Source organism: Streptomyces sp. NPDC041200 (genome assembly GCF_055591805.1).
In genome coordinates this window covers 1-24,415 of the sequence record NZ_JBVIZF010000060.1, presented here as the reverse complement: position 1 = coordinate 24,415, position 24,415 = coordinate 1, and the positions used below count along the sequence as shown (strand labels likewise).

General features: G+C 70.7%; 25 protein-coding genes. 8 read left to right on the top strand and 17 right to left on the bottom strand.

Translation table 11 applies throughout. The features are described from left to right. Both ACZ6CL_RS40815 and ACZ6CL_RS40810 read left to right on the top strand, forming a co-directional pair. Nucleotides 1–499 (top strand): PTS sugar transporter subunit IIA (locus ACZ6CL_RS40815; protein ID WP_468946112.1); only part of this gene is annotated, 499 nt, incomplete at its 5' end. Between the two features lie 22 nt (nt 500–521). After that, the gene (locus tag ACZ6CL_RS40810; RefSeq protein ID WP_468946110.1) at nt 522–2,117 is read left to right on the top strand and encodes a PTS ascorbate transporter subunit IIC; all 1,596 of its coding nucleotides are present in this window, start codon (nt 522–524) and stop codon (nt 2,115–2,117) included. Between the two features lie 10 nt (nt 2,118–2,127). Here the strand turns inward: ACZ6CL_RS40810 and ACZ6CL_RS40805 are convergent, their stop codons facing one another. Further along, entirely contained in the window at nt 2,128–4,419 is a 2,292-nt protein-coding gene (locus ACZ6CL_RS40805) for an ATP-binding cassette domain-containing protein (protein WP_468946107.1), read from the bottom strand. Nucleotides 4,420–4,541: 122 nt separating this feature from the next. Between ACZ6CL_RS40805 and ACZ6CL_RS40800 the strand changes: the two genes are divergently transcribed. Both ACZ6CL_RS40800 and ACZ6CL_RS40795 read left to right on the top strand, forming a co-directional pair. Further along, nucleotides 4,542–5,285 carry a MerR family transcriptional regulator gene (locus ACZ6CL_RS40800; protein ID WP_468946106.1) on the top strand — a complete coding sequence of 248 codons (744 nt, stop codon included), beginning with the start codon at nt 4,542–4,544 and terminating at the stop codon, nt 5,283–5,285. Nucleotides 5,286–5,342: 57 nt separating this feature from the next. Next, the gene (locus ACZ6CL_RS40795) at nt 5,343–5,825 is read left to right on the top strand and encodes a VOC family protein (RefSeq protein WP_468946104.1); all 483 of its coding nucleotides are present in this window, start codon (nt 5,343–5,345) and stop codon (nt 5,823–5,825) included. Between the two features lie 64 nt (nt 5,826–5,889). On the opposite strand, the gene ACZ6CL_RS40790 is transcribed toward ACZ6CL_RS40795, so the two are convergent. Beyond that, complete coding sequence (locus tag ACZ6CL_RS40790) at nt 5,890–6,834, bottom strand: threonine/serine dehydratase (protein ID WP_468946102.1); 945 nt, start codon at nt 6,832–6,834, stop codon at nt 5,890–5,892. Nucleotides 6,835–6,889: 55 nt separating this feature from the next. Here ACZ6CL_RS40790 and ACZ6CL_RS40785 point away from each other — a divergent pair, with 55 nt between their 5' ends. Continuing rightward, the gene (locus ACZ6CL_RS40785; protein ID WP_468946100.1) at nt 6,890–7,537 is read left to right on the top strand and encodes a TetR/AcrR family transcriptional regulator; all 648 of its coding nucleotides are present in this window, start codon (nt 6,890–6,892) and stop codon (nt 7,535–7,537) included. 21 nt (nt 7,538–7,558) lie between these two features. Here ACZ6CL_RS40785 and ACZ6CL_RS40780 read toward each other — a convergent pair whose 3' ends face one another. The 8 genes from ACZ6CL_RS40780 to ACZ6CL_RS40745 all read right to left on the bottom strand — a co-directional run bounded on the left by ACZ6CL_RS40780 (nt 7,559) and on the right by ACZ6CL_RS40745 (nt 14,622). Continuing rightward, on the bottom strand, nt 7,559–8,515 hold the full coding sequence (locus ACZ6CL_RS40780) for an alpha/beta fold hydrolase (protein ID WP_468946097.1): 957 nt from the start codon (nt 8,513–8,515) through the stop codon (nt 7,559–7,561). A 174-nt stretch (nt 8,516–8,689) separates the two neighbouring features. Then, on the bottom strand, nt 8,690–10,627 hold the full coding sequence (gene htpG / locus ACZ6CL_RS40775; protein WP_468946094.1) for a molecular chaperone HtpG: 1,938 nt from the start codon (nt 10,625–10,627) through the stop codon (nt 8,690–8,692). 203 nt (nt 10,628–10,830) lie between these two features. Continuing rightward, nucleotides 10,831–11,013: a hypothetical protein gene (locus ACZ6CL_RS40770; protein WP_468946091.1), complete on the bottom strand. Its 183-nt coding sequence runs from the start codon at nt 11,011–11,013 to the stop codon at nt 10,831–10,833. Between the two features lie 195 nt (nt 11,014–11,208). Further along, nucleotides 11,209–11,655 (bottom strand): nitroreductase family deazaflavin-dependent oxidoreductase, encoded by a 447-nt coding sequence (locus tag ACZ6CL_RS40765; protein WP_468946090.1) that lies wholly within the window; start codon nt 11,653–11,655, stop codon nt 11,209–11,211. A gap of 98 nt (nt 11,656–11,753) precedes the next feature. After that, a complete protein-coding gene (locus tag ACZ6CL_RS40760; RefSeq protein WP_468946088.1) occupies nt 11,754–12,755 on the bottom strand; it encodes a Ppx/GppA phosphatase family protein in 1,002 nt (333 codons plus the stop codon). 28 nt (nt 12,756–12,783) lie between these two features. Beyond that, nucleotides 12,784–12,963, bottom strand: coding sequence for a hypothetical protein (locus tag ACZ6CL_RS40755; protein WP_468946086.1), 180 nt, complete (start codon nt 12,961–12,963; stop codon nt 12,784–12,786). 203 nt (nt 12,964–13,166) lie between these two features. Continuing rightward, entirely contained in the window at nt 13,167–14,120 is a 954-nt protein-coding gene (locus ACZ6CL_RS40750; RefSeq protein ID WP_468946084.1) for a DMT family transporter, read from the bottom strand. 55 nt (nt 14,121–14,175) lie between these two features. Further along, nucleotides 14,176–14,622 (bottom strand): protein-tyrosine phosphatase family protein, encoded by a 447-nt coding sequence (locus ACZ6CL_RS40745; protein ID WP_468946082.1) that lies wholly within the window; start codon nt 14,620–14,622, stop codon nt 14,176–14,178. An 86-nt stretch (nt 14,623–14,708) separates the two neighbouring features. Here ACZ6CL_RS40745 and ACZ6CL_RS40740 point away from each other — a divergent pair, with 86 nt between their 5' ends. Then, nucleotides 14,709–15,566 carry an LLM class flavin-dependent oxidoreductase gene (locus ACZ6CL_RS40740; RefSeq protein WP_468946080.1) on the top strand — a complete coding sequence of 286 codons (858 nt, stop codon included), beginning with the start codon at nt 14,709–14,711 and terminating at the stop codon, nt 15,564–15,566. A gap of 94 nt (nt 15,567–15,660) precedes the next feature. Here the strand turns inward: ACZ6CL_RS40740 and ACZ6CL_RS40735 are convergent, their stop codons facing one another. From ACZ6CL_RS40735 to ACZ6CL_RS40705, 7 genes are all read right to left on the bottom strand, one after another. Beyond that, complete coding sequence (locus ACZ6CL_RS40735; RefSeq protein WP_468946078.1) at nt 15,661–16,329, bottom strand: hypothetical protein; 669 nt, start codon at nt 16,327–16,329, stop codon at nt 15,661–15,663. 54 nt (nt 16,330–16,383) lie between these two features. After that, nucleotides 16,384–17,928: a Rieske 2Fe-2S domain-containing protein gene (locus tag ACZ6CL_RS40730; protein ID WP_468946076.1), complete on the bottom strand. Its 1,545-nt coding sequence runs from the start codon at nt 17,926–17,928 to the stop codon at nt 16,384–16,386. Between the two features lie 112 nt (nt 17,929–18,040). Further along, nucleotides 18,041–18,829, bottom strand: a complete 789-nt coding sequence (locus ACZ6CL_RS40725; protein WP_468946074.1) for an ABC transporter ATP-binding protein — start codon at nt 18,827–18,829, stop codon at nt 18,041–18,043. Continuing rightward, on the bottom strand, nt 18,826–19,872 hold the full coding sequence (locus ACZ6CL_RS40720) for a FecCD family ABC transporter permease (protein WP_468946072.1): 1,047 nt from the start codon (nt 19,870–19,872) through the stop codon (nt 18,826–18,828). The genes ACZ6CL_RS40725 and ACZ6CL_RS40720 overlap by 4 nt, the downstream gene beginning before the upstream one ends. Then, complete coding sequence (locus tag ACZ6CL_RS40715) at nt 19,869–20,903, bottom strand: ABC transporter substrate-binding protein (protein ID WP_468946070.1); 1,035 nt, start codon at nt 20,901–20,903, stop codon at nt 19,869–19,871. Before ACZ6CL_RS40715 ends, ACZ6CL_RS40720 begins: the two co-directional genes overlap by 4 nt. Nucleotides 20,904–20,961: 58 nt before the next feature. Next, nucleotides 20,962–21,726: a CbtA family protein gene (locus ACZ6CL_RS40710; RefSeq protein WP_468946067.1), complete on the bottom strand. Its 765-nt coding sequence runs from the start codon at nt 21,724–21,726 to the stop codon at nt 20,962–20,964. A gap of 51 nt (nt 21,727–21,777) precedes the next feature. Further along, nucleotides 21,778–22,002 carry a CbtB domain-containing protein gene (locus ACZ6CL_RS40705; protein WP_468946065.1) on the bottom strand — a complete coding sequence of 75 codons (225 nt, stop codon included), beginning with the start codon at nt 22,000–22,002 and terminating at the stop codon, nt 21,778–21,780. Nucleotides 22,003–22,264: 262 nt separating this feature from the next. Between ACZ6CL_RS40705 and ACZ6CL_RS40700 the strand changes: the two genes are divergently transcribed. Both ACZ6CL_RS40700 and ACZ6CL_RS40695 read left to right on the top strand, forming a co-directional pair. Beyond that, the gene (locus ACZ6CL_RS40700) at nt 22,265–22,867 is read left to right on the top strand and encodes a histidine phosphatase family protein (protein WP_468946063.1); all 603 of its coding nucleotides are present in this window, start codon (nt 22,265–22,267) and stop codon (nt 22,865–22,867) included. A gap of 151 nt (nt 22,868–23,018) precedes the next feature. Beyond that, complete coding sequence (locus ACZ6CL_RS40695; RefSeq protein ID WP_468946060.1) at nt 23,019–24,344, top strand: S1 family peptidase; 1,326 nt, start codon at nt 23,019–23,021, stop codon at nt 24,342–24,344. Nucleotides 24,345–24,415 lie beyond the last annotated feature (71 nt).

Here is a 24,415-nt window from a genome sequence, read left to right as displayed (position 1 = left end):
CGAGACCAACGATCCGGTCACCCTGGTCGTGGCCCTCGCCGCCACCGACTCCGGCGCGCACACCGCCGCGATGGCGAGCCTGGCCCGGCTGCTCGGCGATCCCGGCGCCGCGGCCGCCCTCGCCGCGGCACCCACCCCCGAGGCGCTGCGCGCCGTGCTGAGCGGTGACGAGCAGAGCCCCGCGGCCGCGAAGCCGCGGGCGGTCGGACCCTCCCAGCACACGATCCTCACGGTGTGCGGCAACGGCGTGGGCACGAGCCTGTTCCTCAAGAACACCCTGGAACAGGTCCTGGACCGCTGGGGGTGGTCGGCGTACGTCACCGTGGAGGCCACCGACACCATCTCCGCGAAGGGCAAGGCCTCCGAGGCCGTGGCCCTGCTCACCTCCCGCGAGATCGCCAGGACCCTGGGCGATGTGGGGCGGCCGGTGAAGGTGGTTCAGGACTTCACGAGCACCGCGGAGATCGACGCGGTGCTCCGGGACACGTACGACGTCTGACGACGGGAACAGAAGTAACATCATGGGCTGGCTCGTAACTCCCGCGAAGTTTCTCGTGAACGAGATCCTGAGCGAACCCGCGTATCTGATCGGCATCATCACCGCCATCGGACTCATCGCGATGAAGAAGACCACCGGGCAGATCATCGGCGGCGCCATCAAGGCGACCCTCGGCTTCCTGCTCATCGGAGCGGGCGCGGGGCTGGTCACCAGCTCCCTCACCCCGCTGGGCACGATGATCCAGGGCGTCACCGGCGCGCACGGCGTCATCCCGACGAACGAGGCCATCGTCGGCATCGCCCAGGCGCAGTTCGGGTCGCGCGTCGCCTGGCTGATGATCCTGGGCTTCGTGGTCAGCCTGCTGCTGGCCCGGTTCACCCCGCTGCGCTACGTGTTCCTGACCGGACACCACATGCTGTTCATGGCCACGCTGCTGACCGTGGTGCTGGCCAACGCCGGTCAGTCCACCGTCGTCGTGGTGGCGGTGGGCGGTGTGCTGCTGGGCATCATGCTGGTGGCCATGCCCGCCTTCGCCCACCCCTGGACCAAGCGGGTCACCGGCAACGACACCGTCGCCATCGGCCACTTCGGCACCGCCGGTTACGTGGTGGCGGGCGCGGCCGGAAAGGTGGTTGGCAAGCGCAGCCGCAGCACCGAGGAGATGAAGCTGCCCGAGGGCTTGCGCTTCCTGCGCGACTCGATGGTGGCCACGGCCCTGTCGATGCTGTTCATCTACGTCGTGATGGCGGTGCTCTTCCTCATCAAGGCCGGGCAGCGGACGGCCTTCAAGGCATTCGCCACCGGCACTGGAACCGCGGCCACGGATACCGGCAACTATGTGATGCAGTCGGTGATGCAGGGCCTGCAGTTCGGCATCGCGGTGGCGGTCATCCTCTTCGGTGTGCGGACCATCCTCGGCGAACTCGTGCCCGCCTTCCAGGGCATCGCGAGCAAGGTCGTCCCGGGCGCCCTGCCCGCGCTGGACGCGCCGATCGTCTTCCCGTACGCGCAGAACGCCGTGCTCATCGGCTTCCTCTCCAGCTTCACCGGCGGCCTGGTCAGCCTGGCCCTGCTCACCTGGGTGTTCAACCCGGCGTTCGGCCTCGCGCTGGTCCTGCCGGGCCTGGTGCCGCACTTCTTCACCGGGGGCGCGGCGGGCGTCTACGGCAACGCCACCGGCGGCCGTCGCGGCGCCGCCGTGGGCGCGTTCCTCAACGGTGTGCTCATCACCTTCCTGCCCGCCCTGCTGCTCAAGGTGCTCGGCGCGTTCGGGAAGCAGAACACCACCTTCGGCGACGCCGACTTCGGCTGGTTCGGCGCGCTCATCGGCAACGCGGGCAAGGCCGGTGGCGGGGTGAGCGTCGCCCTCATCCTGCTGATCGGCCTGGCGGTGCTGGGCGCCGCCGTCCTGGTGCAAAAGCGCGTGGTCGACACGGGCTGGGACCCGGGCGCCGCCCGCGACGCCCTGTTGCCGAGGGACGTGGCGGCACAGAATGCGGCGGTCGGGGAAGCCGCGGCAGGCGAGGCGGCGGGACCGGACGCCCCGGGCCGGAGCGCGTCGTACCCGAAGATCGCCCCGCCCGCGGGCGCCCCCGCGCCCCCGCCACCGCCTCGGTGACGCGGGCCGCCTACCCGCCGGTGTACTCCCGCAGATGGGTGGCCGTCAGCGACGTACCGGAGGCCACCAGGTCGGCGGGCGTCCCGGTGAACATCACCCGGCCGCCGTCCTGGCCCGCCCCCGGGCCCAGGTCGACGATCCAGTCCGCGTGAGCCATCACCGCCTGGTGGTGCTCGATGACGACGACCGTGTTGCCGTCGTCCACGAGCCGGTCGAGCAGCCCGAGCAACTGGTCCACATCGGCCAGGTGCAGCCCGGTCGTCGGCTCGTCCAGCACGTACGTCGTGCCGTTCTTCGCCATGTGGATGGCGAGCTTGAGCCGCTGCCGCTCACCGCCGGACAGGGTGGTGAGCGGCTGGCCGAGCCCGAGATAGCCGAGGCCCACCGCCATCAGCCGGTCCAGGATCACCCGTGGCTGACCGGTGGTGAAGAACTCCCGGGCCTCGGCCACCGGCATGGCGAGCACATCGCCGATGCTGCGCCCGCGCAGCAGGTACGCCAGCACCTCCGCCTTGAACCGCTTGCCCTCGCACTCCTCGCACACCGACGCCACCTCGGCCATCATCGCGAGATCGGTGTAGGTCAGGCCGATGCCCTTGCACCGCGGGCACGCGCCCTCCGAGTTGGCGCTGAACAGCCCCGGCTTCACCCCGTTGGCCTTGGCGAACGCCGACCGGATCGGGTCCAGCAGCCCCGTATAGGTGGCCGGGTTGCTGCGGCGTGAGCCGCGGATGGCCGACTGGTCGGCCACGATCACCCCGTCCCGCCCGCCGAGCGAGCCATGGATCAGGGAACTCTTGCCGGACCCGGCGACGCCTGTGACGACGGTGAGCACCCCGAGGGGGATGTCCACGCTCACATCCCGCAGATTGTGCAGCCGGGCCCCGGTGATCGGCAGCTGGCCACGAGGCTCACGCACCTTGTCGCGCAGGCTCACCCGGTGGCCGAGGTAGTCGCCGGTCAGGGTGCCGGAGGCCCGCAGCCCGGCCAGATCCCCCGCGTAAACGAGCTGCCCGCCCGCCGCACCGGCGCCGGGGCCCAGATCCACCACATGGTCGGCGATCAGGATCGTCTCCGGTTTGTGCTCCACCACCAGCACCGTGTTGCCCTTGTCGCGCAGCTGGAGCAGCAGGGCGTTCATGCGGCTGATGTCATGCGGATGCAGCCCGACGGTGGGCTCGTCGAAGACGTACGTCACATCCGTCAGGCTCGAACCGAGGTGGCGGACCATCCGCACCCGCTGCGCCTCGCCACCGGAGAGCGTGCCGGACTCCCGGTCCAGGCTCAGATACCCGAGGCCGATCTCCACCAGCGAGTCCAGCGTCTCGCGGAGGGTTTCCAGGACCGGCCCGACGGCGTCGTGCCGGATGTCCCCGACGAACGCGGCCAGGTCGCTGATCTGCATCGCCGAGCATTCCGCGAGGGTACGGCCGTCGACCGTACAGGACCGGGCCGCCTCGTTCAGCCGGGAGCCGTCACAGTCGGGGCAGCGGGCGAGCGCGACCGCCCGGTCCGCGAACGCGCGGACCTGGGGCTGCATCGCCTCCCGGTCCTTGCCCAGATACAGCCGCCTGACCTTGGTGACCAGCCCCTCGTAGGTCAGGTTGTTCTTGCCCACCTTGACCTTGGTCGCGGGCTTGTGGAGGAAGTCCCGCCACTGCTCGGAGGTGTAGTCCCTCAGCGGGGCATCGGGGTCGAAAAGGCCGGAGCGCGCAAAAAGCTGCCAGTACCACGTGTCCACCCCGAATCCGGGGACGGTGATCGCCCCCTGGTTCAACGACCGCTCCCGGTCGACCAGTTGGCCGATGTCGATCTCCGACACCCGGCCCAGCCCCTCGCACCGCGGGCACATGCCCTCGGCCGTGTTGAAGCTGAACGCGAGCGGCGGGCCCACATGCGGAGTGCTGATCCGGCTGAACAGGATCCGTAGCATGGTGTGGGCGTCGGTGGCGGTGCCCACGGTGGAACGGGAGTTGGCGCCCATGCGCTCCTGGTCGACGATGATCGCGGCGCTGAGGTTGCGCAGCGCGTCGACATCGGGACGGCCGAGCGTCGGCATGAAGTTCTGGACGAAGGCCGTGTAGGTCTCGTTGATCAGCCGCTGTGACTCCGCGGCGACCGTGTCGAAGACGAGCGAGGACTTGCCGGAGCCGGAGACCCCGGTGAAGACGGTGAGCCGCCGCTTGGGTATGTCGAGAGAGACCTCCCGCAGATTGTTCTCCCTGGCCCCGCGGACCTGAATCACCTCGTGTGTGTCCGCGGCATGGTGGTGCCGAACATCGTCCCTGTCACTGACATCCATGCCTTCAAGTGTTTCATTGAAGTTCCGCGTAGAGACTTTTCACCATCACGTGCCAGCTCGGCGGGAAGTGAGGGCGGAAAACCCTCAACTCGCCGTGTACACCATGCGGATAGAGTCACCCCATGAGCCGTCCCACCGGTAGCCCGGAAACACCGCTGCGCCCCATCGATCTGGCACGCTCGGCCGGAATCTCCACCCAGCAGATCCGCAACTACGTCGACGCGGGCGTCCTGCCCCCGGCGTCCCGCACCCCGGCCGGTTACCGCAGGCTCGACACCCGCCACCGACGGGCGCTGGCCACGTACGACGCGCTCGTCCCCGGGTACGGACAACAGACCGCGCGGGAGGTCATGCGGGCGGTCCACGCCGGGGACGTACCGCTCGCGCTCGGCCTCGTGGACGCCGCCCACGCGGCCCTGCACGCCCAGCGGCTGTCCCTGCGGGCCGCGGGCGAAGCGCTCGAAGCGGTCGCCGGACAGACCCCGGAGACGCTGGACGTACCGCGGGGGGCCTTGCGCATCGGCGAGGTGGCCGCGTACCTCGGTGTCCGCACGTCCGCGCTCCGGGTGTGGGAGTCCGCCGGGCTGCTGGTCCCGAAGCGGGAGCGCGGCACCCGCTACCGCACCTTCGGCCCGGCCGACGTCCGGGACGCCCGGATGATCCATATGCTGCGGCAGGACCGCTATCCCCTGGACCGGATCCGGCCCGTGCTGGAGGGACTGCGCCGCACGGGTAGCAGCGACGCGCTGCGCGAGGTCATCGCGGAGCGCTGGGAGGGGCTGACCCGGCGCACCACGGCCATGCTCGAAGGTGCCGGTCATCTGCACCGGTATCTCACCGGAAACCAGTGCGCCGAGGAGCGATGAGTTTGCCGCGCGGCGCGGGTCGGTACAGGTAAACACTCCCACCTGTAGGAGGCACCGATGGCCAGCGGCGGATTCACCACCTGTCTGTGGTTCGACGGCCAGGCCGAAGAGGCGGCGCAGCACTACGTCTCGGTCTTCAAGGACGGCAAGCTCGGCCGGACCGTCCGTCACACCGAGGCCGGTCCCGGCACCCCCGGCTCGGTGCTGACCGTGGATTTCGAGATCAACGGCCAGAAGTTCGTCGGGCTCAACGGCGGGCCGCAGTTCACGTTCAACGAGGCCATCTCGTTCCAGATCCACTGCGCGGACCAGGAGGAGGTCGACTACTACTGGAACCGGCTCCTGGAGGGCGGCGGTCAGGAGATCCAGTGCGGCTGGCTGAAGGACAAGTTCGGGGTGTCCTGGCAGGTCGTCCCCGAGGTCCTCACGGAGATGATCGCCGACTCCGACCCGGTGAAGGCGAAGCGTGCCATGGACGCCATGATGCCGATGGTCAAGCTCGACATCGCCGCACTTCAGAAGGCGTACGCGGGGGAGTAGACGGCCGCCGGTCCGACCCGCCCCCCCGCGGCCGGGGGAGGGGCGAGGGCGTTTCGCGGCGTGGCTACGGGCGGGCCAGGTCGCCCGGGTCGGTGTTGGCCCCGCACAGCAGCACCGCCACCTTCTCGCCGGGCCGGGGCTCGTACGCCCCCGACCGCACCGCCGCGAGGGCGGTCGCCGCGGCGTGCTCCACCGCGATCCGGCGGTCGTCCCACAGGGCCTGCCGCGCCGAGACGATGGCCTCGTCGGACACGAGCACCGACCGCACCCCGTCCTTGCGCGCCCACTCCAGCGCCATCGGTGACGCACGCCGCGCCCCCAGCGAGTCCGCCGCGACCGAATCCACGGGCACGTCGACCACCGCCCCGGCTTCCAGTGCCGCGTTCAGCGCCCGCGATCCGTGCGGCTCCACGGCCACCACGCCGACGCCGTGTGCCAGCGCGGACACCGCGACCCCGGTGAACAGCCCGCCGCCACCGACCGACACCACCACCGTGTCCAGGTCCGGGCGGCACCGCAGGATCTCCTCCATCACGGTGCCCGCACCGGACGCGATCAGCGGATGGTCGTAGGCGTGCGACTCCAGCGCGCCGGTCTCGGCGGCGTACGCGCGCGAGGCGTCCAGCGCCTCGGCGTACTCCCGGCCGACCTGGCGTACGTCCGCCCCGAGCGCCCGCAGCCTGCCCACCTTGACGGCGGGCGCCGTCTCGGGCACGAACACCGTGGCGGTCACGGAGTGCCGGGCCGCCGCCCAGGCGCACGCCAGCCCGGCGTTGCCACCGGAGGCGATGACGACACCCGCGTCCGGAACGGTGCCCGCCTCGACATGGCCGCTGATGAAGTTGAACGCCCCGCGCGCCTTGAAGGAGCCGGTGTGCTGCAGGAATTCCAGGGCCAGCCAGCCCTCGGCCTTGCCGAAGGAACCCTCATCCACCGGGGCGAGCGCGACGGGCCGGATGTGCCCCGCGACGCGTCGCGCCGCAGCCTGTATGTCTTGATGAGTCACCACGCGATACAGTGTAACAACCACTGTATCGCCGCGTCGCGTGAGAAAGTATGTGCCCGTGAGAAAGAAGCGGACCGCGGCCGAACCACCCGCCCTGGACGCCATCGCGATGGCGGCCCTGGCGGTCATCGACGAGGACGGCCCCGAGGCCCTGAGTTTCCGGGCGGTGGCTCAGCGGCTCGACGTCTCGCACGCCACGGTCTTCCGCCGCTGCGGCGACTTCGACGGTCTGCTGAACGTCTGCGCCGACCACCTGGCCACGCTGCTGCCCCGGGTGCCGCACGACATCGACTGGGCCACCGCCACCGAGACCCGCTTCACCGCGCTCTACGAGGTGCTCCTCCGGCACCCGGGGCTGGCGGCGCTGCGCGCGGGCCGCTCCTGGTTCGGCCCGCAGTTGCTGAGCCGCCTGGTCGAGCCGCAGCTCGCCCAGAGCGTCGCCGCCGGGATGACACCGGCGGCGGCCATCCAGGTCTACCGGCGGCTGTATCTGCTCACCCTCGGCGCTGTCGCCTTCGTCGACCACCAGGACGAGAAGCGGGCCATGGCCACGGCGCGCACGGCGCTCGCCGCGCTGGATCCCGAGGAGTTCCCGGTGCTGACGGGGCAGCGGGACGTGGTGCTGCCCGCCCTGACCGACCACGACGTCTACTACGACGGGCTGCGCCAGCTGATCCGCGCCGCGGCCGCCGAACACCTCGGCTGAAGCGCCCTCGGGCGGGTGGCCTCAGCCGAGCGCCCGCAGCCAGGCGATCAGCAGCCGGTTTACCTCCTCGGCACGCTCCTGCTGCACCCAGTGACCACAGCCGTCCAGGAGGTGCGAGGACATCAGGCCGGGGAGGGTGGTGGGGTACGCCTTGATGGCGTCGGCCAGCCAGCCGAGCGAGGCGTCACGCTCCCCGGCCAGGAACAGCGAGGGCTGGGTGAGCGGTGCCCCGTCCCAGGCCGCGAGATCCTCCCAGTCGCGGTCGGCGTTGCGGTAGCGGCCCAGCGCTCCGGCCAGCCCGGTCCGCTCGAACTCCGCGGCCAACGTGTCGAGATCGGCCTCGGTGAGCCAGGAGGGCGGCGGACCGTCCGGGAAGCGGTCCCGCATGCGTCCGCCCGGCGGGACGAAGAAGGGGCTGCTGCCGGGCCCCGGGGGAGCGGTGTCGCCCGAGAGCGCGGCGTAGAACCCGGCGAGCCAGCCGCGCACATCGGGCTCGATCTCCGCCTCGGCCCGGCCGGGCTGCTGGAAGTAGCTGACGTAGAACTCCTCGTCCCCGCCGATCCGCGCGAAGATCTCGCTGGGCCGCGGGCCGCCCCGGGGCGCGTACGGCACGCCGAGCAGCCCCACGGCGGTGAACACATCGGGCCTGAGCAGCGCGGAGTTCGCGGCGATGGGAGAGCCCCAGTCGTGGCCCACGACCACCGCGGTCTCCTCGCCGAGGGCACGGACCACGCCGACGTTGTCGCCGACATGGGCGAGCATGCGGTAGGCCGCCACATCGCGCGGCGCGGAGGAGCGGCCGTAGCCGCGTACGTCGAGGGCCACCGCGCGGTATCCGGCCGCGGCGAGCGCGGGGAGCTGGTGGCGCCAGGAGCGCCATGTCTCGGGGAAGCCGTGGAGCAGGAGGATCAGAGGGCCGGAGCCCGCCTCCACCACATGGATACGGGCATCCGGAACGTCGATCAACCGGTGGTGCATGGATCCTCCCTGAGCTTCCGGGGCCCTCGGCCCACTACGCCACGATCATGCGGTGACGGCTGGGGAGACGCGGAGAGGATTTGCCGGTCCGGCAAATGCCGGACAAAAACCCCGGCGGGCCGTGGTGACGGCCCGCCGGGGGTGCTGATCACAGTGCGGATCAAAATGTGCTGATCACAGCGTCTGCTCCAGGCGGCCTGCCATCAGCTTGATGAAGCGCGACGGGTCGCTCAGTTCCCCGCCCTCGGCGAGCAGGGCCATCCCGTAGAGGATTTCGGCCGTCTCCGCGAGGCCCGAGTCCAACGGACGCTCGCCGTGGGCCGTGCGCAGACCGCTGACCAGCGGATGCGTGGGGTTCAGCTCCAGGATGCGCTTGATCTGGGGCACGTTCTGCCCCATCGCGCGGTAGATGTTCTCCAGGGCCGGAGTGACATCGTGGGTATCGCCGACGATGCAGGCGGGGGAGGTGGTGAGGCGGGAGGACAGCCGCACCTCCTTGACCTGCTCGCTCAGGGTCGTCGTCATCCAGGACAGCAGATCGGCGAAGTCCTTCTTCTGCTGCTCGCGCTCGGGCCCGCTCTCGCCCGCCTCGTCCTCGCCGTCGAGGTCGACCTGCCCCTTGGCGACCGAGCGCAGCTGCTTGCCCTCGAACTCGGGGACGGCGTCGACCCACAGCTCGTCGATCGGGTCGGTGAGGACCAGCACCTCGTACCCCTTGGCCTGGAAGGCCTCCATGTGGGGCGAATTCTCCACGAACGAGCGAGACTCGCCCGTCATGTAGTAGATGTGCTCCTGACCCTCCTTCATGCGCTCCACATACTGCCGGAGCGTGGTCGGCTGCTCCGCGTCGTGCGTCGAGCCGAACGAGGAGACCTCCAGGATCGCGTCCCGGTTCTCGAAGTCGCCCAGCAGCCCTTCCTTGAGGACGCGGCCGAACTCCTTCCAGAACGTCGCGTACCGCTCGGCGTCGCCGGACATCATGTCCTTCACCGTCGACAGCACCTTCTTGACCAGCCGGCGGCGCATCAGCTGGATCTGACGGTCCTGCTGAAGGGCCTCGCGCGAGACGTTCAGCGAAAGGTCGGCGGCGTCGACGACACCCTTGACGAAGCGCAGGTATTCCGGCATGAGCGCTTCGCAGTCGTCCATGATGAAGACGCGCTTGACGTAGAGCTGCACTCCCCGCTTGCGGTCCTGCATATACAGGTCCTGCGGTGCGCGGGAGGGAATGAACAGCAGCGACTGGTATTCGAAGGTGCCCTCCGCCTGCATGCGGATGGTCTCGAGCGGGCCGGTCCAGTCGTGGCTGATGTGCTTGTAGAACTCGTTGTATTCCTCGTCGGTGACCTCGCCCCGCGGGCGGGCCCACAACGCCTTCATCGAGTTGATGGTCTCGAGTTCCGGTGTGCCGCCGTCGTCGGGCGTGCTGTCGTCCTCGGACGAGGCGGCGGGGATTTCACCGGCCATCCGGATCGGCCAGGTGATGAAGTCCGAGTACCGCTTGACGATCTCCCGGATCTTCCATGGGGAGGAGTAGTCGAAGAGGTGGTCCTCGGCGTCCTCGGGCTTGAGGCGCAGGGTGACCGAGGTGCCCTGGGGCGCGTCCTCGGCCGCTTCGATGGTGTACGTGCCTTCGCCGCTGGACACCCAGCGGGTGCCCTGGCTCTCACCCGCGCGCCGGGTCAGCAGGGTCACCTCGTCGGCGACCATGAAGCTGGAGTAGAAACCGACTCCGAACTGCCCGATCAGGTCCTGTGAGGCCGCCGCGTCCTGCGACTCCTTCAGCTCCTTCAGGAATTTCGCCGTGCCGGAGTTCGCGATCGTCCCGATGAGCTGCACCACGTCCTCGTGGGACATGCCGATGCCGTTGTCACGGACGGTCAGTGTGCGCTGTTCCTTGTCGACGTCCAGCGCGATATGGAGATCGGAGGTGTCCGCCTCCAGTTCCCCGTCCCGGAGGGATTCCAGCCGCAGCTTGTCCAGGGCGTCGGAGGCGTTGGAGATGAGCTCCCGCAGAAAGACATCCTTGTTCGAGTAGATCGAATGGATCATCAGCTGCAAGAGCTGGCGCGCCTCGACCTGAAACTCGAATGTCTCTACCCCTGTAGTCACCTGATTCCCCTCATGCGATAAGTGTGCGACGCGGTCAAGTCCGGTGCGTCGCCGGAATCTTATCGAAGAGGGAGGTCACCGCGCGTGGTAGTCCAATGCCTTCGCGCGGTCGCGTGGCCCGATGGCTGGAGCCCCGGGCCGCGCCGGTTGTCATGGTCGAATCCGAGGAACCCGCTGCGGGGCGAGGCGGTACGGACCCCTCGTCACTCGCTCGTCTGGTGCGGGTTGGGGCCCTGGGCGGGGCGGATCCGGCTCCAGTCGAGGGCCTCGGCGGCCTCCCGCTGAATCTCCTCGGCCGCTTCCCGCGCCTCGGCCAGAACATCGCCCTGTTCCGCTATGAGACTGTCGTAGATCGGGGACAGATCGCCCTTGTTCGCGGTGGTCATGCTGAGGTACTTCCTTCGTGCCGTGGTGCAGGTGTGCCACCCGAGCCTAACCTTCGGTTTCCCCTGTCGCGAGGACGCATATCACCATGGGTCCCACGGGCCCGATCGCGTAGAGATTGTGTGATGGCCGGGTGGAGGCCGCCGGGTGCCGGAGCGGGGGTCCGGCCGCCGGGCCGGACCCCCGCTCGGTGCGGCTCAGTGCGGTGTGGCCGCGGGCTCCAGGACGAAGACGGGGATGTCGCGCGTGGTCTTCTCCTGGTAGTCGGCGTAGTTCGGGAACGCCTCGACCGCGCGCCGCCACCACTGCGCCTTCTCCTCGCCGGTGACCTCGCGGGCGGTCATGTCCCACAGCTCCGTCCCGTCGCGCAGTTCGACGCGGGGGTCGGCCAGCACGTTGTGGTACCAGACGGGGTGCTGGGGGGCGCCGCCGAGCGAGGCCACCGCCGCGTACCTGCCCTCGTGCTCCACCCGCATCAGCGGCGTCTTGCGGATCTTCCCGCTCTTCGCCCCGCGCGAGGTCAGCACGATGACGGGCATGCCCCGCATCGTGGTGCCCTTGGTACCCCCGGAGCTCTCGATCAGCTCGACCTGATCGCGCACCCACTCGGTCGGGCTCGGCTCGTATTCACCGTGAAGAGGCATGTCATCCGTCCCCATCGTCGTCGACACAGATTGCCGCAGTGCATAACGCGCCGGACCCGCCTGATCATCCCGGGGGAGACGGGCGGGCGGCGCGGTGGTCAGGAGACGGTGTGCAGCCGGTGGACGGTGTGGCTCCGGGCCCGCGGTATGGCCGCCGCCGGAAGCGGCTGGGTGCCGAGCGCGGCCAGCCGGTCCAGCAGGATTCCCTCGCGCAGGGCCCAGGGGCAGATGGTGACCCGCCGCACGCCCAGCACCTCCATGGCGGCCTCCGCCACGATCGCCCCGGCGAGCGACTGATGGGCCCGGGACGCGGAGATGCCCGGCAGCCGGGCGCGCTCGGCGTCGGACCTGGCCGCCAGCCGGGGAATCCACTTCCGCAGGTCGGAGCGGTCGAGGGTGCTGCGGCCGGGCGTCCCGGCTGTCGGCTTGGGGGCTCCGGCGAGCCGTGCGAGCTGGGTGAAGGTCTTCGACGTGGCGATCGCGGACACGGGGGATGGCTGGTCGCGCAGGCCGACCGTGGCATCGGTGAGGACGGAACGGGCGTACTGACGCAGCCGTGCCACGTCCCGCTTGTGCACCGGCCCCTTGTCGGGCAGGTGGTGGCGGGTGAGGTGGCCGGCCCCGAGCGGCAGCGAGAGCGCCACCGTGGGTTCCGTACGGCCGCCGCAGGCCAGCTCCATCGAGCCGCCGCCGATGTCGAACAGCAGCATCTGCCCGGCCGACCAGCCGTGCCAGCCGCGCGCGGCCAGGAAGGTCAGGCGCGCCTCCTGCTCGCCGGTGAAGAAGCGCACCCGGACTCCGGTGGCGTCCTCGATCGCGGTGAGGACGGCATCCCGGTTGGCCGCGTCCCGCACCGCGGAAGTCGCCAGGGGCACCAGGTCGTCGGCCTGGTGGGCCGCTGTGACCGCTTCACTTTCGGTCACCGCGCCGACCAGGCGCCGGATGGCGTCGTCACTGATCACGCCTTGGTGGTCGGTCGCCTCAGCCAGATGGACCGATTGCTTGAGTGTGGTCACCGGCTCGGGCGGTCCGCCCGGAACGAGGTCGGCGATTTTCAGGTGAACGGCACGTGAACCTATGTCGAGCACTGCAAGGCGCATGCCTGCTGAGTGCCCGAGTCGCCGGGCTTTACGCCGCGAGGGGCCGCTGCTGGGGGGTGGTGGAGGGGGTAGGGGATTCCTTTTCGCCGTTCCGCTCCGCCGGGCCCTGGGAGGTGGCCGTTCGACGTCCGCTGGGGAACGTCAGGTCCGGTACGTCGACCAGAGGCGGCAGATCGGGCGTGAGCGAGGGTTGCTCGTTTGTGTCCATGAGGCGATGGGTACCCTCGCGTATCGCTCTCATCCGTCGCGGAGCGGATTCTTCTCTGCGATACCGGTCACACTCGGACTATATCGGTCGGGAAGTGATCGATATCGTGCAGAAAAGTGTGCCAAACGACTACGGGCACATCGGCTGGATCACGCCGGTGCTACGCCCGTAGCTGCTAGGAGGTGTCTGAAACCCGTATGCGGCTATGTGGTCGGAGACGCTTCCCTGGCGGTCTCACCACTCGTGGCCACGACCGTCGAGGGTGCCGGGCGCGGGCGGCGGCGGGAGATCCCGACCCCGGCCAGGCAGAGGGCGCCGCCCGCGAGCGTCAGCGCGCCCGGCACCTCGTCCAGCACCAGCCAGGACATCAGTACCACCAGGGCCGGTACGACGTAGGTGGTGGCGCCCATCCGGCCCGCGGTGGTGCGGGCCAGGGCGAAGGCCCAGGTGGTGAAGGCGAGCGCGGTCGGGAACAGGCCCAGATAGATCATGTTGAGCGTGCCGGACAGCGGGGCGTGCGCGGCCTCCGACACCAGCGTCCCGGCGAAGGGCAGGCAGGCCACCATCCCGATCAGGCAGCCGAACGTGGTCACCTGGAGCGCTCCGCCGTGCCGCAGCGCGGGCTTCTGGGAGACGACACCACCCGCGTACGTCATCGCGGCCACCAGGCACAGCAGTACGCCGAGGACGGACGCGCTGCCCGAGTCGGACATCGAGAGCCCCACGATCACCGCGCCGCTGAACGACACCGCCGTCCCCCACACCAGCGGACGCGGCAGCCCCTCGCCCAGCAGCTTGCTGCTCAGCAGCGGGATGAGGACCGGGCCGATGTTGACGACCATCGCCGCCGTGCCCGCGTCGACCAGCCGCTCACCCCAGTTGAGCGCCACCGAATAGACGCCGAACCAGAAGAAACCCGAGAGGGCGATCCCCGGCCAGGCGGCGCGGGGCGGCCACCCCACCCGCCGTATCAGGCAGATCGCGCCCAGCGCCACCGTCCCGGTGAACAGTCGCCCGAGGGCCAGGGCGCCGGGCGAATAGGCCGAGCCCGCAGTGCGGATGGAGACGAAGGCCGAGGCCCACAAGACGACGGTGACGGCTGCCGCCACCACGGCGGGCCATTCCTTCTGGTAACCGGTGTCCGGCGCTTTGATCATGACGCTGACCCTAGGTCGCGTGCGTTTCGGCGCTCAAGACATTTTCAATACACGGTCAATCGACGGCCGCGGACTGCCCGAACCGCGTGACATACCGCTTCTGCCAGGGCGTTTCCACGGCGCGTGCCGCGTAGTGCTCGCGTACGTAAGCCACCGCCTCCCCGGGCGGTACGCCGTCCAGCACCGCGACGCAGGCCAGTGCCGTCCCGGTGCGGCCCCGGCCACCGCCGCAGGCGACCTCGACACGCTCGGCCGCGGCCCGCTCCCACACCTCGCGCAGCGCGGCGGCGGCCGCCTCGCGGTCGGACGGCAGCCGGAAATCGGGCCAGCGGAGCCAGCGGGCCTCCCACTCGACCGACGGCGGTTCCTGGCCCAGCAGATACAGCGCGAAGGCGGGCGCGGGCCCCTCGGGAAGAGGGTGGCGCAGCCCCCGGCCGCGCACGAGCCGCCCCGAGGGCAGCCGTAACACCCCTGGTGCGGAAGGGTTCCAAGTGGCATTCATGGGGTGAGAGTAGCCGTGCGGCGGCGGGTGCGGCAGGGGAGCGGGGCGGCTTCCCCGGCTTCATGATCACTGCCTAGGGTGACGGCATGGAAATTGGAGTCAACGTCCCGAACTTCGGCCCGGGCGCCCGGCCGGATGTGCTGCGTCAGTGGGCCCGGACCGTGGAGGGCCTGGGGTACGACCTGCTGATGGTCTCGGACCACGTCGCGGTCACCCCCGATGTGGCGGAGCGGTACCCCGCCCCGTTCTACGACCCCTTCACCACCCTCTCCTGGCTGGCCGGGATCACCGACCGGGTGCGGCTGGGGACCACCGTGCTGGTCGTCCCGTACCGCCATCCCCTCCTCATCGCCCGCATGGCCGCCAACCTCAACCAGCTCAGCGGGGGCCGCCTGGTCCTCGGCGTCGGCGTGGGATGGGCGCGGCAGGAATACGAGGCGCTCGGAGTGGAGTTCGAGCGGCGCGGACAGCTGACCGACGAACACCTCCAGACCATCCGCACGGCCTGGGAGGACGACGCGGACTACCGCAGCGGGGACATACCGGTGTGGGTGGGCGGCATGAGCGACGCCGCGCTGCGCCGGGCGGTGCGGCACGGCCGGGCGTGGCATCCGATCTGGTTCACCCTCGACTGGCTGCGGGAGGCGCTGGACCGGCTGAAGGGCATCGCGGAGGAGCTGAGCCGCCCGGTGCCCGGACTGGCCCCGCGGCTGGTGCTGAAGGTCACCGACGAGCCGGTCACCGGCCCCGAACGCCCGGCAGGTGAGGGCACGATCGACCAGATCATGGACGACATCGAGGAGCTGCGCCGACTGGGCGCCGAGTCGGTGCTGCTCGATCCGTACAACGGTGACCCGGAGGAGACCCGCCACCCGGAGCGGGCCTGGCAGACGCTCGCGGCCGTGGCCGCCCGCCGGGGCAAGGCCACCGACCAGGGCCGTTGATCAGCCGCCGGGGGGCCGGTAGTTCCGCCCTCCGGCCCCCGGTGCGTCGACCGCTCAGCCGCTCAGCCGCTGAGCCGCTGAGCCGTTCAACCGCTCAGCCCACGCGCTCGATCCGCGCGTTGCGGATCAGGTTCTTGCCGGGCTCACGGACCTGCTCGAAGGCGGCGTTGTTGAGCAGGGCGCAGCTTCCGGAGGTCGAGGTGACGGAGACGGTCGTGGACTTGTCGTTGTCCAGGTTGGTCACCTTCAGCTTGGTGCCGGCCGGAAACTGATTGCTGGACGCGGCCGGTGCCCCGTCCTCGCCGGACAGGGTGACCGTCGAGCCCGCGCAGACGACCTCGCCGCCGCTGGCATCCCCGGCGGCCGCTGTGTCACCGGCCGCTCCCGTGCCACCTGCCGCTCCCGTGTCATCGGCCGCGGCCTCGCCGCCCGGTGTGGACGCGGCGGCGGGGGAGTCCACCGCGCACCCGGACGCCTCCTGCTTGCGCTTGATTTCCTCGATGACCGCCAGACGGTTGGCGATCCGGGCGTCCGACTGCGCGTCCGGATTCGCCTGCTGGTCCGCGATGAACTTCTCGTTGTTGGCCAGTGCCTGCGTCAGTCCGTCGCACACGGTGGAGTTGGCGGCCGACTTGACCGTACTCGGGCTGGTGGTGGCGTTACTGGTGGCCGCCATCACTCCGGCTCCCGTACCGGCCAGCGCCACAGCGCCGACCAGGAGCACCAGCTGCTTGCGGCGTCCGGGGGTTCTTCTGCGCGTCATGGGGGACTCCTTCGGTGGGTTCACCGACCCATACGCACCGGAGCCCCGCCCGTCTCAGGGGTTCTCGCACCGCTTGGCGCGCAGTTCGTGGCCGTCGGCCGTCAGACAGCGCCCGGTGGTCAGGTCGTAGCGCCAGCCGTGCAGGGTGCAGGTGAGCACCTCGTCCTCGATCTGACCGAACCGGCTCAGTTCGGCGCCCAGATGGGGGCAGCGGCGCTGGATCCGCCAGCCGTCCAGTTCGATGTCCTCGCCGTCGTCCTCGCCGGAGGCGTAGTAGTTCTCGACGTACTCGACGCGCTCCATGGACAGGCACTTGAAGAACACGTACAGGAACTCGTTGTACGGCCCTACGCGGCTGGCACTGAACCGCATCGACAGCAGCAGGCTGTTGGACCAGTCGACCTCGCGCCTGGCGATGTTGGTGGCTACCAGGTCGCCCGTCGTGGACAGCGTGTAGCGGCAGCGCTCGCCGTTCCACTCCCGTACCTCCCGCGCCGGAAAGTCGATCACGACCGGGATCTCGCCCACGTCCAGCCGGGCGGGGCCGCCGACGCCCGCGCAGATGTGGTCCGCGCGCGCCAGCAGCGGTTCCCACCACCGCTTCAGCTCGGCCAGCAGCCGGTCGCGCGGCAGCGCGGGGGCGCGCGAGGCGCGTTCGGCGGTGAGGGCGGGGCGCTGACGGCGGGCGAGGTCGCGCAGATAGGCGCGCTTGTCGCCGAAGATGTGGTCGATCTCCTTGTCGGTGTGGCGGTGGGTGAGTTTGCAGGCGGTGTCCTCCGGCTCCGCGACCGTACCCGGCAGCAGCAGATGCGCCGAGACACCCGGCCGCGCCTGTGCCAGCTGGGCCAGGAACTCGCGCTGGTCGGTGAAGATGGACTCGCCGTCGCGGCCGGTGCCGTTGTAGTCGAAGAGCGCTTCGTCGAGGAAGCACGGCGGACCCGCGTTGGGGAAGACGTGTGCCGCGTCGACCGCGTCGATGTAGCGCAGGGCGCGGTCGAACTGCCCCTGCCTCTTGCGGGCGGCGAACTCCCGCTTCGCGGAGTCCGGCAGCTGGTAGACCATCGGGTACCAGATCGCCCCCGAGAACTGCACGAAGTACGCGTCGACCTCGCCGAACTCCCGGATCGCCGGGATGTCCAGCGGATGCGCGTCGTTCTGGTTGAGGAGCACCGTCCGGCCGTCGTCCAGGGAGAGCGCGGAGTCGCCGATGGGGCCGTCGCCGGGACCGGTGAGGGCGGTGATCATGATGCGCAGGCCATCCCGTTCGACCGGCCGCCCGCTCTCGGTGCGCAGGAACCGGGTGAATCCGAGCGCGCGCAGCTCACGCTCCAGCTCATCGGTGGCGAAGGCGGGCAGCAGCACGGTGATGTCCTTGCGCACATTGCGGCGCAGGTTCTGTGCGTCGAAGTGGTCCCGGTGCAGATGGGAGACGTACAGATAGTCCGCGGACCGTCCGTAGTGTGCCCAGTCCAGCTCCGTGTTGTCCGGGAACGGAAACCACGACCCGAAGAAGGCGGGGTTCACCCAGGGATCGCACAGTACCGATCCCGCCCCGGTCTCGATGAAGAGTCCCGCATGTCCAAGTCCGGTGATACGCATACCGCAGCACCCCAACCAGCTCATCAGGTATGTCGGATACGTCCGACTCTCCCGGTGATCCGGAGGGGATGCATCCGCAGGTGCGCTCGGCGGGTGATTCCGCGGATTCCGGTTACCTGGTGAGGAAGCGGATGTGCGGGCGTCCGTCGGGGCCGTCCGGCGTTACGGCCGTGCGCACCCCGTAGACCTCGGCGATCAGATCCTCGGTGAGGACGTCCCCCGGGGCGCCCGCGGCCGCGACCCGTCCCTCCCGCAGCACCAGCAGAGTGTCGCAGTACATCGCCGCCAGGTTCAGATCGTGCAGCGCGATCACGGTGGTGACCGGCAGATCCGCGACGAGTGCCAGCAGATCGAGCTGGTGCTGGATGTCGAGGTGGTTGGTCGGCTCGTCCAGCAGCAGTTCCCGGGGCGCTTGCGCGAGGGCGCGGGCGATCTGGGCGCGTTGGCGCTCACCGCCGGAGAGGGTGTGCCACGACTGCCCGGACCGGTCGGTGAGCCCGGTCCGCTCCAGGGCGTCGCGTATCGCCTCCTCGTCCGCCGCCGACGGCCCCGACCAGGGACGGCGATGGGGGATGCGGCCGAGGCCCACCACTTCGCGCACGGTCAGCTCGGACTGGGTGACGGCCTCCTGCTCGACCACCGCGATCCGGCGCGCGACCGCCCTGCGGTGCAGATCCGCCAGCGGGCGGCCGTCGAGCGTGACCACGCCCGAGACAGGGGCCAGCACCCCGGCCAGCAGCCGCAGCAGCGTCGACTTGCCCGAGCCGTTCGGCCCGAGCAGCCCGACACACGAACCCGGCGCCGGGGCGAGGCTCACCCCGTCCACGATCAGGCGCCCGCCTTCGCCGCGCGCCACCCGCTCCGCGCGCAGCCCGGTTCCCTCTCCCGCGTCCCCGGTCACGCCGTCCCCGCCTTCCGGGTGCGGTAGAGCACCAGCACGAAGGCCGGTACGCCGATCAGCGAGGTCACCACGCCCACCGGCACCTCCTGCGGATCGAGCACGGTACGGGCCAGGGTGTCCACCCACACCATGAACACCGCCCCGGTCAGCGCCGTCACCGGCAGCAGCCGGGCGTGGCCGGAGCCCACCAGGGCGCGGGCGGCGTGCGGGAGCACCAGCCCGACGAAGCCGATCGCGCCCGCCGAGCTGACCAGCGCCGCGGTCAGCAGCGCGGTGACGGTCAGCAGGACGATCCGGGTGCGGACCACCCGTACGCCGAGAGTGGCCGCCGCGTCCTGCCCGAACGCGAACGCGTCCAGCGCGTGCGCGTGCACCCCGCACACCAGCAGCGCCACGGCCAGCACCGCGAGCCCCGCCCACACCTCGGCCCAGCCGACGTTCGCGAGCGAGCCGAGCAGCCAGAACAGCACGCCGCGGGTCTGCTCCGCGTCCGCCGCCGTCGTCACGATGAACGAGGTCAGCGCCGAGAACAGCTGCATCGCGGCCACCCCGGACAGCACCACCCGGTCCGTCGTACCGCCCAGCACCTGGCTGAGCGCCAGCACCAGCGCGAACGACACCACCGCACCCACGAAGGCACCGGCCGAGACGGACACCGCCCCGCCACCGGCCCCCAGCACCACCACCGCGACCGCGCCGGTGGACGCGCCAGAGGAGACCCCCAGGACGAAGGGGTCGGCCAGCGGGTTGCGCAGCAGTGACTGCATCACCGCCCCGCACAGTGCGAGCCCGGCCCCGCACACCGCGGCGAGCAGGGTCCGCGGCAGCCGCAGATCCCACACGATGCCGTCCCGGATCGGCGTCAGCCCGGTACTGCCCCAGCCCAGATGAGACGCCACCACGGCCCACACATCGCCGACCCGGATGTCGGCCGGGCCGATCGTGATGGCGAAGGCGATCGACAGCGGCAGCGCCACGGCCCCGGCCGCCCACAGCGCCGGGTACCGCAGCCGTCGTACACGGAGCGCGGCGGGATCGGTCACCGGTCGGAACCGAAGCGGCGCAGTGCGGCGGCCACCTTCTCGACGCCGTCGACCGTACGGATCGAGGGATTCATGGCCTGCCCGCTGAGCAGGACGTACCGCTTGTTGCGGACAGCGTCCATCGACCGGGTGACCGGGTTGGACTCCAGGAACGCGATCTTCTTCGCGGCGGTCTCGGCCGACTCCTGCTTCCGGGTGAGGTCGCCGAGCACCAGGACGTCGGGGTTGCGCTCCGCCACCGTCTCCCAGTTGATCTGCGGCCATTCCTCATGGGCGTCGTCGAAGACGTTCTTCGCGCCGACCTCGTTGGTGATGATGCCCGGGGCGCCGCAGCAGCCCGCCATGTAGGGGGATTCGGAGTTGGCGAACCAGTAGAGCACGGAGGCGCCGGACGCGTCGATGCCCTTGGTGGCCTTCGTGACGCGGGCCTTGAGCTTGCCGATGAGCGCGTCGCCGCGCTTCTCCACGCCGAAGACCGTGGCCAGGTCGCGGATCTCACCGTAGACGTCGTCCATGGTCAGCGGGGTGCCGCGGCTGCCGTCGCCGTCCCCGCTGTTGTCCTTGGCGCAGTCGGCGGGGGCGACGTACGTCGGCACCTTGAGCTTCTCGAACTGCTCACGGGTGGCCACCCCGCCCTTGCCCAGCGTGGATTCGAAGGAGGCGGACACGAAGTCCGGCTCCTTGTCGAGCACCTTCTCGAAGGAGGGCGCGTTGTCGGCGAGCCGGGGCACGGTGGCGTTCGCCTCGCGCAGCCCGGGCAGGACGGGGTCCGTCCAGGTGGCGGTGGCGGACAGCCGGTCGGCGAGCCCCAGCGAGAGCAGGATCTCCGTCGATCCCTGGTTGAGCGACACCGCCCGCTGAGGCGGTGCGGCGATACGGACCTTCTGGCCGCAGTTGCTCACGGTGCGCGGATATCCCGGGGCGTCCCTGGAGGCTCCGGAGGACGCTTCCGGGCCACCACCGCAGCCGGTCAGCAGCAGGGCGCCGGTCAGCAGCAGGGTGGCGCGACGGGCAGGACGTGCTATCGGCACGGGCGGTGGTTCCTCTGGCGATGGGTGGCGGATCGGGGGTGGCGGGGGAGCGGGGCGGTCAGCGGACGGCGCCCGCGTTCGCCCTGGTGCCCTGCGCCACGGCGGTCGCCGGGCGGGGAATGAGCTGCCGCTCGGCCAGATATCCGAAGATCAGGCCGAAGGATCCCCACAGGGTCACCTGGACGGCCAGTGCCGCCAGCCGGAACTGCCACAGCAGGGTGGCCGGGAAGCCGTTCGGCGCCTCGTTGAAGGAGGGCAGGAACGCGTACGCGAGCCCGACGACCACGAGGAAGGCGACCGCGGCGGCCACGCTGGCGTTCCAGTTGCCCAGCCGCGGCGCCAGCCGCTTGCCGAAGATGACCGCAGCGACGCTCAGCAGCACGCTCAGGACCACCATCAGGAAGTACAGCGTGGTGCGCTGGTCGAGGGTGGCCGGGTCGCCCACGGCCGGCGGGTTGGCCGGGTACTTCAGGAACGGCACCACGTAGACGGACACCAGCGCGCCGAGCGACACCAGCGCGGCGGTGGCCCGCGGGCCGAACCGGCCGACGCGGCCGAGGGCGAAGCACACCGCGAGCGCCGCGATGCCGCCGAGGGCGACACCGTAGATCAGCACGCCGGTGGCCAGACCGGCGGTGGACTGCATGGTGCGGCTGACGAGTTCGACGCCGCCGTGTTCATGGCTGTGCGCTTCCTCGAACGCGATGGCCGAGTCCACGCGCGGCTCGCCCAGCAGATACGCCACGGCGAGGGCGAGCAGCCCGGCGGCGAGACCCGCGAGCATGCCCCGGACGAGCAGCGCCCGGACGGATATGGAGTTCATGGTGGTGTCGATTCCCCTGGTGTGGAGCTGAGACTGCGGCGGTGAGTGCGGTCAGTGGCAGGGGAAGCCGAGCAGATGGCGGCCGTCGTGCACCCACTCGTGCACGTTCTCACCGGAGACGACCGCGGTGGCGCCCTGCTCGGCGCCGACGAAGTACAGGAGGATCAGCATGAGGATGCCGAAGAACAGCGCCCACGGGGCGATCGCCTTCAGCGAGACGGGGGTGATCTCCGGCACCGGCTGGGAGCTGGGTGCGGGAACGGCGGACTGAGCCATGGCGACCTCCTGGGAACACGCGTCCCGGTTGTTGGTACTCGTACGACAACGCTGGGTCTGACTCGCCCGCCGGACGGCCCGCGATTACGGGACCATTCCGCCGGACACACAGTGGCGCGACCGTGCCGGGCTCTCACCGGACTTCCGTCACGTCGTCGTTTTCCATGAGACCGTAGCGCGCGACCCCCGGCCGCCGCTACGTCGCGGTCGCCGGAATCGGCGCCCCGCCCGGGCAGATGGTACGGAAAAGAGGGACACGGCAGTGCATATCACCCTGCTGGCGCCCGCGGTCAACGCGGCGCTGCGGCAGGTGCGTTTCGACGACGCCCCGCCGGACGCGGCCGCCGTGCGGCGGGCCCGGGCCGCCGCGGACGCCGTGCCGCGCCACGATGTGATGTTCACCGCACCCTCCGCGCGCTGCCGGGGCACCGCGCGGGCCCTCGCCCTCGACGCGGCGGTGGCGCCCGAGCTGCGCGACCTCGACGTGGGCCGCTGGCGCGGCCGGTCGCTGGACGAGGTGGGGCGGGAGGCGCCCGAGGAGGTCGCGGACTGGCTTTCGGACCCGGCGGCGGCGCCGCACGGCGGTGAGTCGCTGCTGCGGCTGATCGAACGGACCGGCGCCTGGCTGGAGTCCGGGGCCGGACTGGCGTCCGGGACAGAGCTGGAGCCCGGGCCAGGGCAGGACGTACGCGTGCTCGCCGTCGCCGAACCCGCCGTGATCCGCGCCGCCCTGGTCCACGCGCTGGACCTGCCGCCGCGCACGTTCTGGCGCCTCGACGTCGCCCCGCTCACGGCGACCGCGCTGAGCGGCCGGTCCGGCCGGTGGAACCTGCGCTGCGGACAGCCCCTGACGGCCCCGGACTGAGCGCGCCGCACGTCAATTTCCCCCCGCGTCACAACAGCCGCGCTCCGCGGTGAGCGCGACGCCGGTCCCGCCCGTATGGAGAGGGAGGGCCCCGTCCGGCCGAGCCCTGGCTCTGGCCGTCGGCGCTGGATCGACGTAAGGAGACGTGGTGGTGAAGCACACGCGGCGAGGCGTGCGCCATGGAGTACGGTACGCGGCCGTCGGTGCCATGGTCTGTGGCGGACTGCTGGTCGCACAGTCCTCACCGGGCGGATCGGCGCACGGAGCGGAGAGCGGAGGCTCCTCGCGGGTCCTGGACGGGGAGAACGCCCAGGGCGGCGTGAGAACCGACCTCGGCAGCCGTCTGGTGGCCGAGCTGGGCGCGTCCCGTACGGCCGGGAACTGGACGGCCGAGGACGGAAAGCCGGTCGTCGCGGTGACCGACGCGGAAGCGGCCGCCGAGGTCAGCCGGGCCGGGGCACGGGCCAAGCGGGTCCGGTACAGCATGGAGCAACTGCAATCCGCCACCGAGACACTGCGCTCGGCGCCCCGGGTGGCGGGCACCGCATGGATGGTCGACCCGAAGACCAACAAGGTGATGGTGCTGGGCGACAGCTCCGTCTCCACCTCCGACTGGTCACGGATGAAGGACATGGCCGCGCCGATGGGCGAGGTGAGCATGGAGCGCACCACGGGCACGTTCACCACCAAGACCAACGGCGCCGCCCCGATCTTCACCAACGGCAGCCGCTGCTCGGCCGGTTTCAACGTCACCAACGGCCAGACCGGCTTCATCCTGACCGCCGGGCACTGCGGGCCGCCCGGTACGCCCTGGTTCCAGGACACCGCGGGCAAGACGAACATCGGCACCACCGTGCAGACCAACTTTCCCGGCAACGACTTCTCCCTGGTGCGCTACGACAACACCAAGCTCAGCCGGAACAGCGTCCTGGACGTGGGCAGCAGCCAGCAGGTGAAGATCACCAACGCCGCCGACCCGACCGTGGGCCAGGAAGTCTTCCGCAGCGGCGCCACCTCCGGACTGCGCTCCGGCAAGGTGACGGGGCTCAACGCCACGGTGAACTACCCCGAGGGCGCCGTCAGCGGGCTGATCCAGACCACCGTGTGCGCCGAGCCCGGGGACAGTGGCGGCCCCCTCTTCGTCGGGAACACGGCACTCGGTGTGACCTCGGGCGGCAGCGGCGACTGCACCAAGGGCGGGGTGACCTTCTTCCAGCCCGTCACCAAGGCGATGACGGCGCTCGGCGTGACCATCCCGGGCACCAGGATCGGTGACGCGGGCGGCTCGGCCGACAACTCCGCCATCGCTTCGGGCACCCAGGCGGCCCAGGACGATGTGACGTCGCTGGACGGCATCATGGAGCGGGTGGAGGCGTTCGGCCCCGGCCTGTGGATCATCGCGGGAGGCGTCGTCGGCTTCGCCGTCAGCCTGCGCCCGCGCCGTCGGCGGTACACCAGCTACACCCCGGGCTGGTGAGCCCGGCACCGCCCCCGGCCCTGGCTCGCCCGTGCGGCACGGCACCGGTCACCGGTGCCGTGCCGCACGGG

Excerpts from the sequence above, each read along its gene's own strand:
- ACZ6CL_RS40810 (WP_468946110.1), top strand. The coding sequence starts at position 522 with ATGGGCTGGCTCGTAACTCCCGCGAAGTTTCTCGTGAACGAGATCCTG.
- ACZ6CL_RS40805 (WP_468946107.1), bottom strand. The coding sequence starts at position 4,419 with ATGGATGTCAGTGACAGGGACGATGTTCGGCACCACCATGCCGCGGAC.
- ACZ6CL_RS40800 (WP_468946106.1), top strand. The coding sequence starts at position 4,542 with ATGAGCCGTCCCACCGGTAGCCCGGAAACACCGCTGCGCCCCATCGAT.
- ACZ6CL_RS40795 (WP_468946104.1), top strand. The coding sequence starts at position 5,343 with ATGGCCAGCGGCGGATTCACCACCTGTCTGTGGTTCGACGGCCAGGCC.
- ACZ6CL_RS40780 (WP_468946097.1), bottom strand. The coding sequence starts at position 8,515 with ATGCACCACCGGTTGATCGACGTTCCGGATGCCCGTATCCATGTGGTG.
- ACZ6CL_RS40770 (WP_468946091.1), bottom strand. The coding sequence starts at position 11,013 with ATGACCACCGCGAACAAGGGCGATCTGTCCCCGATCTACGACAGTCTC.
- ACZ6CL_RS40765 (WP_468946090.1), bottom strand. The coding sequence starts at position 11,655 with ATGCCTCTTCACGGTGAATACGAGCCGAGCCCGACCGAGTGGGTGCGC.
- ACZ6CL_RS40760 (WP_468946088.1), bottom strand. The coding sequence starts at position 12,755 with ATGCGCCTTGCAGTGCTCGACATAGGTTCACGTGCCGTTCACCTGAAA.
- ACZ6CL_RS40755 (WP_468946086.1), bottom strand. The coding sequence starts at position 12,963 with ATGGACACAAACGAGCAACCCTCGCTCACGCCCGATCTGCCGCCTCTG.
- ACZ6CL_RS40750 (WP_468946084.1), bottom strand. The coding sequence starts at position 14,120 with ATGATCAAAGCGCCGGACACCGGTTACCAGAAGGAATGGCCCGCCGTG.
- ACZ6CL_RS40745 (WP_468946082.1), bottom strand. The coding sequence starts at position 14,622 with ATGAATGCCACTTGGAACCCTTCCGCACCAGGGGTGTTACGGCTGCCC.
- ACZ6CL_RS40740 (WP_468946080.1), top strand. The coding sequence starts at position 14,709 with ATGGAAATTGGAGTCAACGTCCCGAACTTCGGCCCGGGCGCCCGGCCG.
- ACZ6CL_RS40735 (WP_468946078.1), bottom strand. The coding sequence starts at position 16,329 with ATGACGCGCAGAAGAACCCCCGGACGCCGCAAGCAGCTGGTGCTCCTG.
- ACZ6CL_RS40730 (WP_468946076.1), bottom strand. The coding sequence starts at position 17,928 with ATGCGTATCACCGGACTTGGACATGCGGGACTCTTCATCGAGACCGGG.
- ACZ6CL_RS40710 (WP_468946067.1), bottom strand. The coding sequence starts at position 21,726 with ATGAACTCCATATCCGTCCGGGCGCTGCTCGTCCGGGGCATGCTCGCG.
- ACZ6CL_RS40705 (WP_468946065.1), bottom strand. The coding sequence starts at position 22,002 with ATGGCTCAGTCCGCCGTTCCCGCACCCAGCTCCCAGCCGGTGCCGGAG.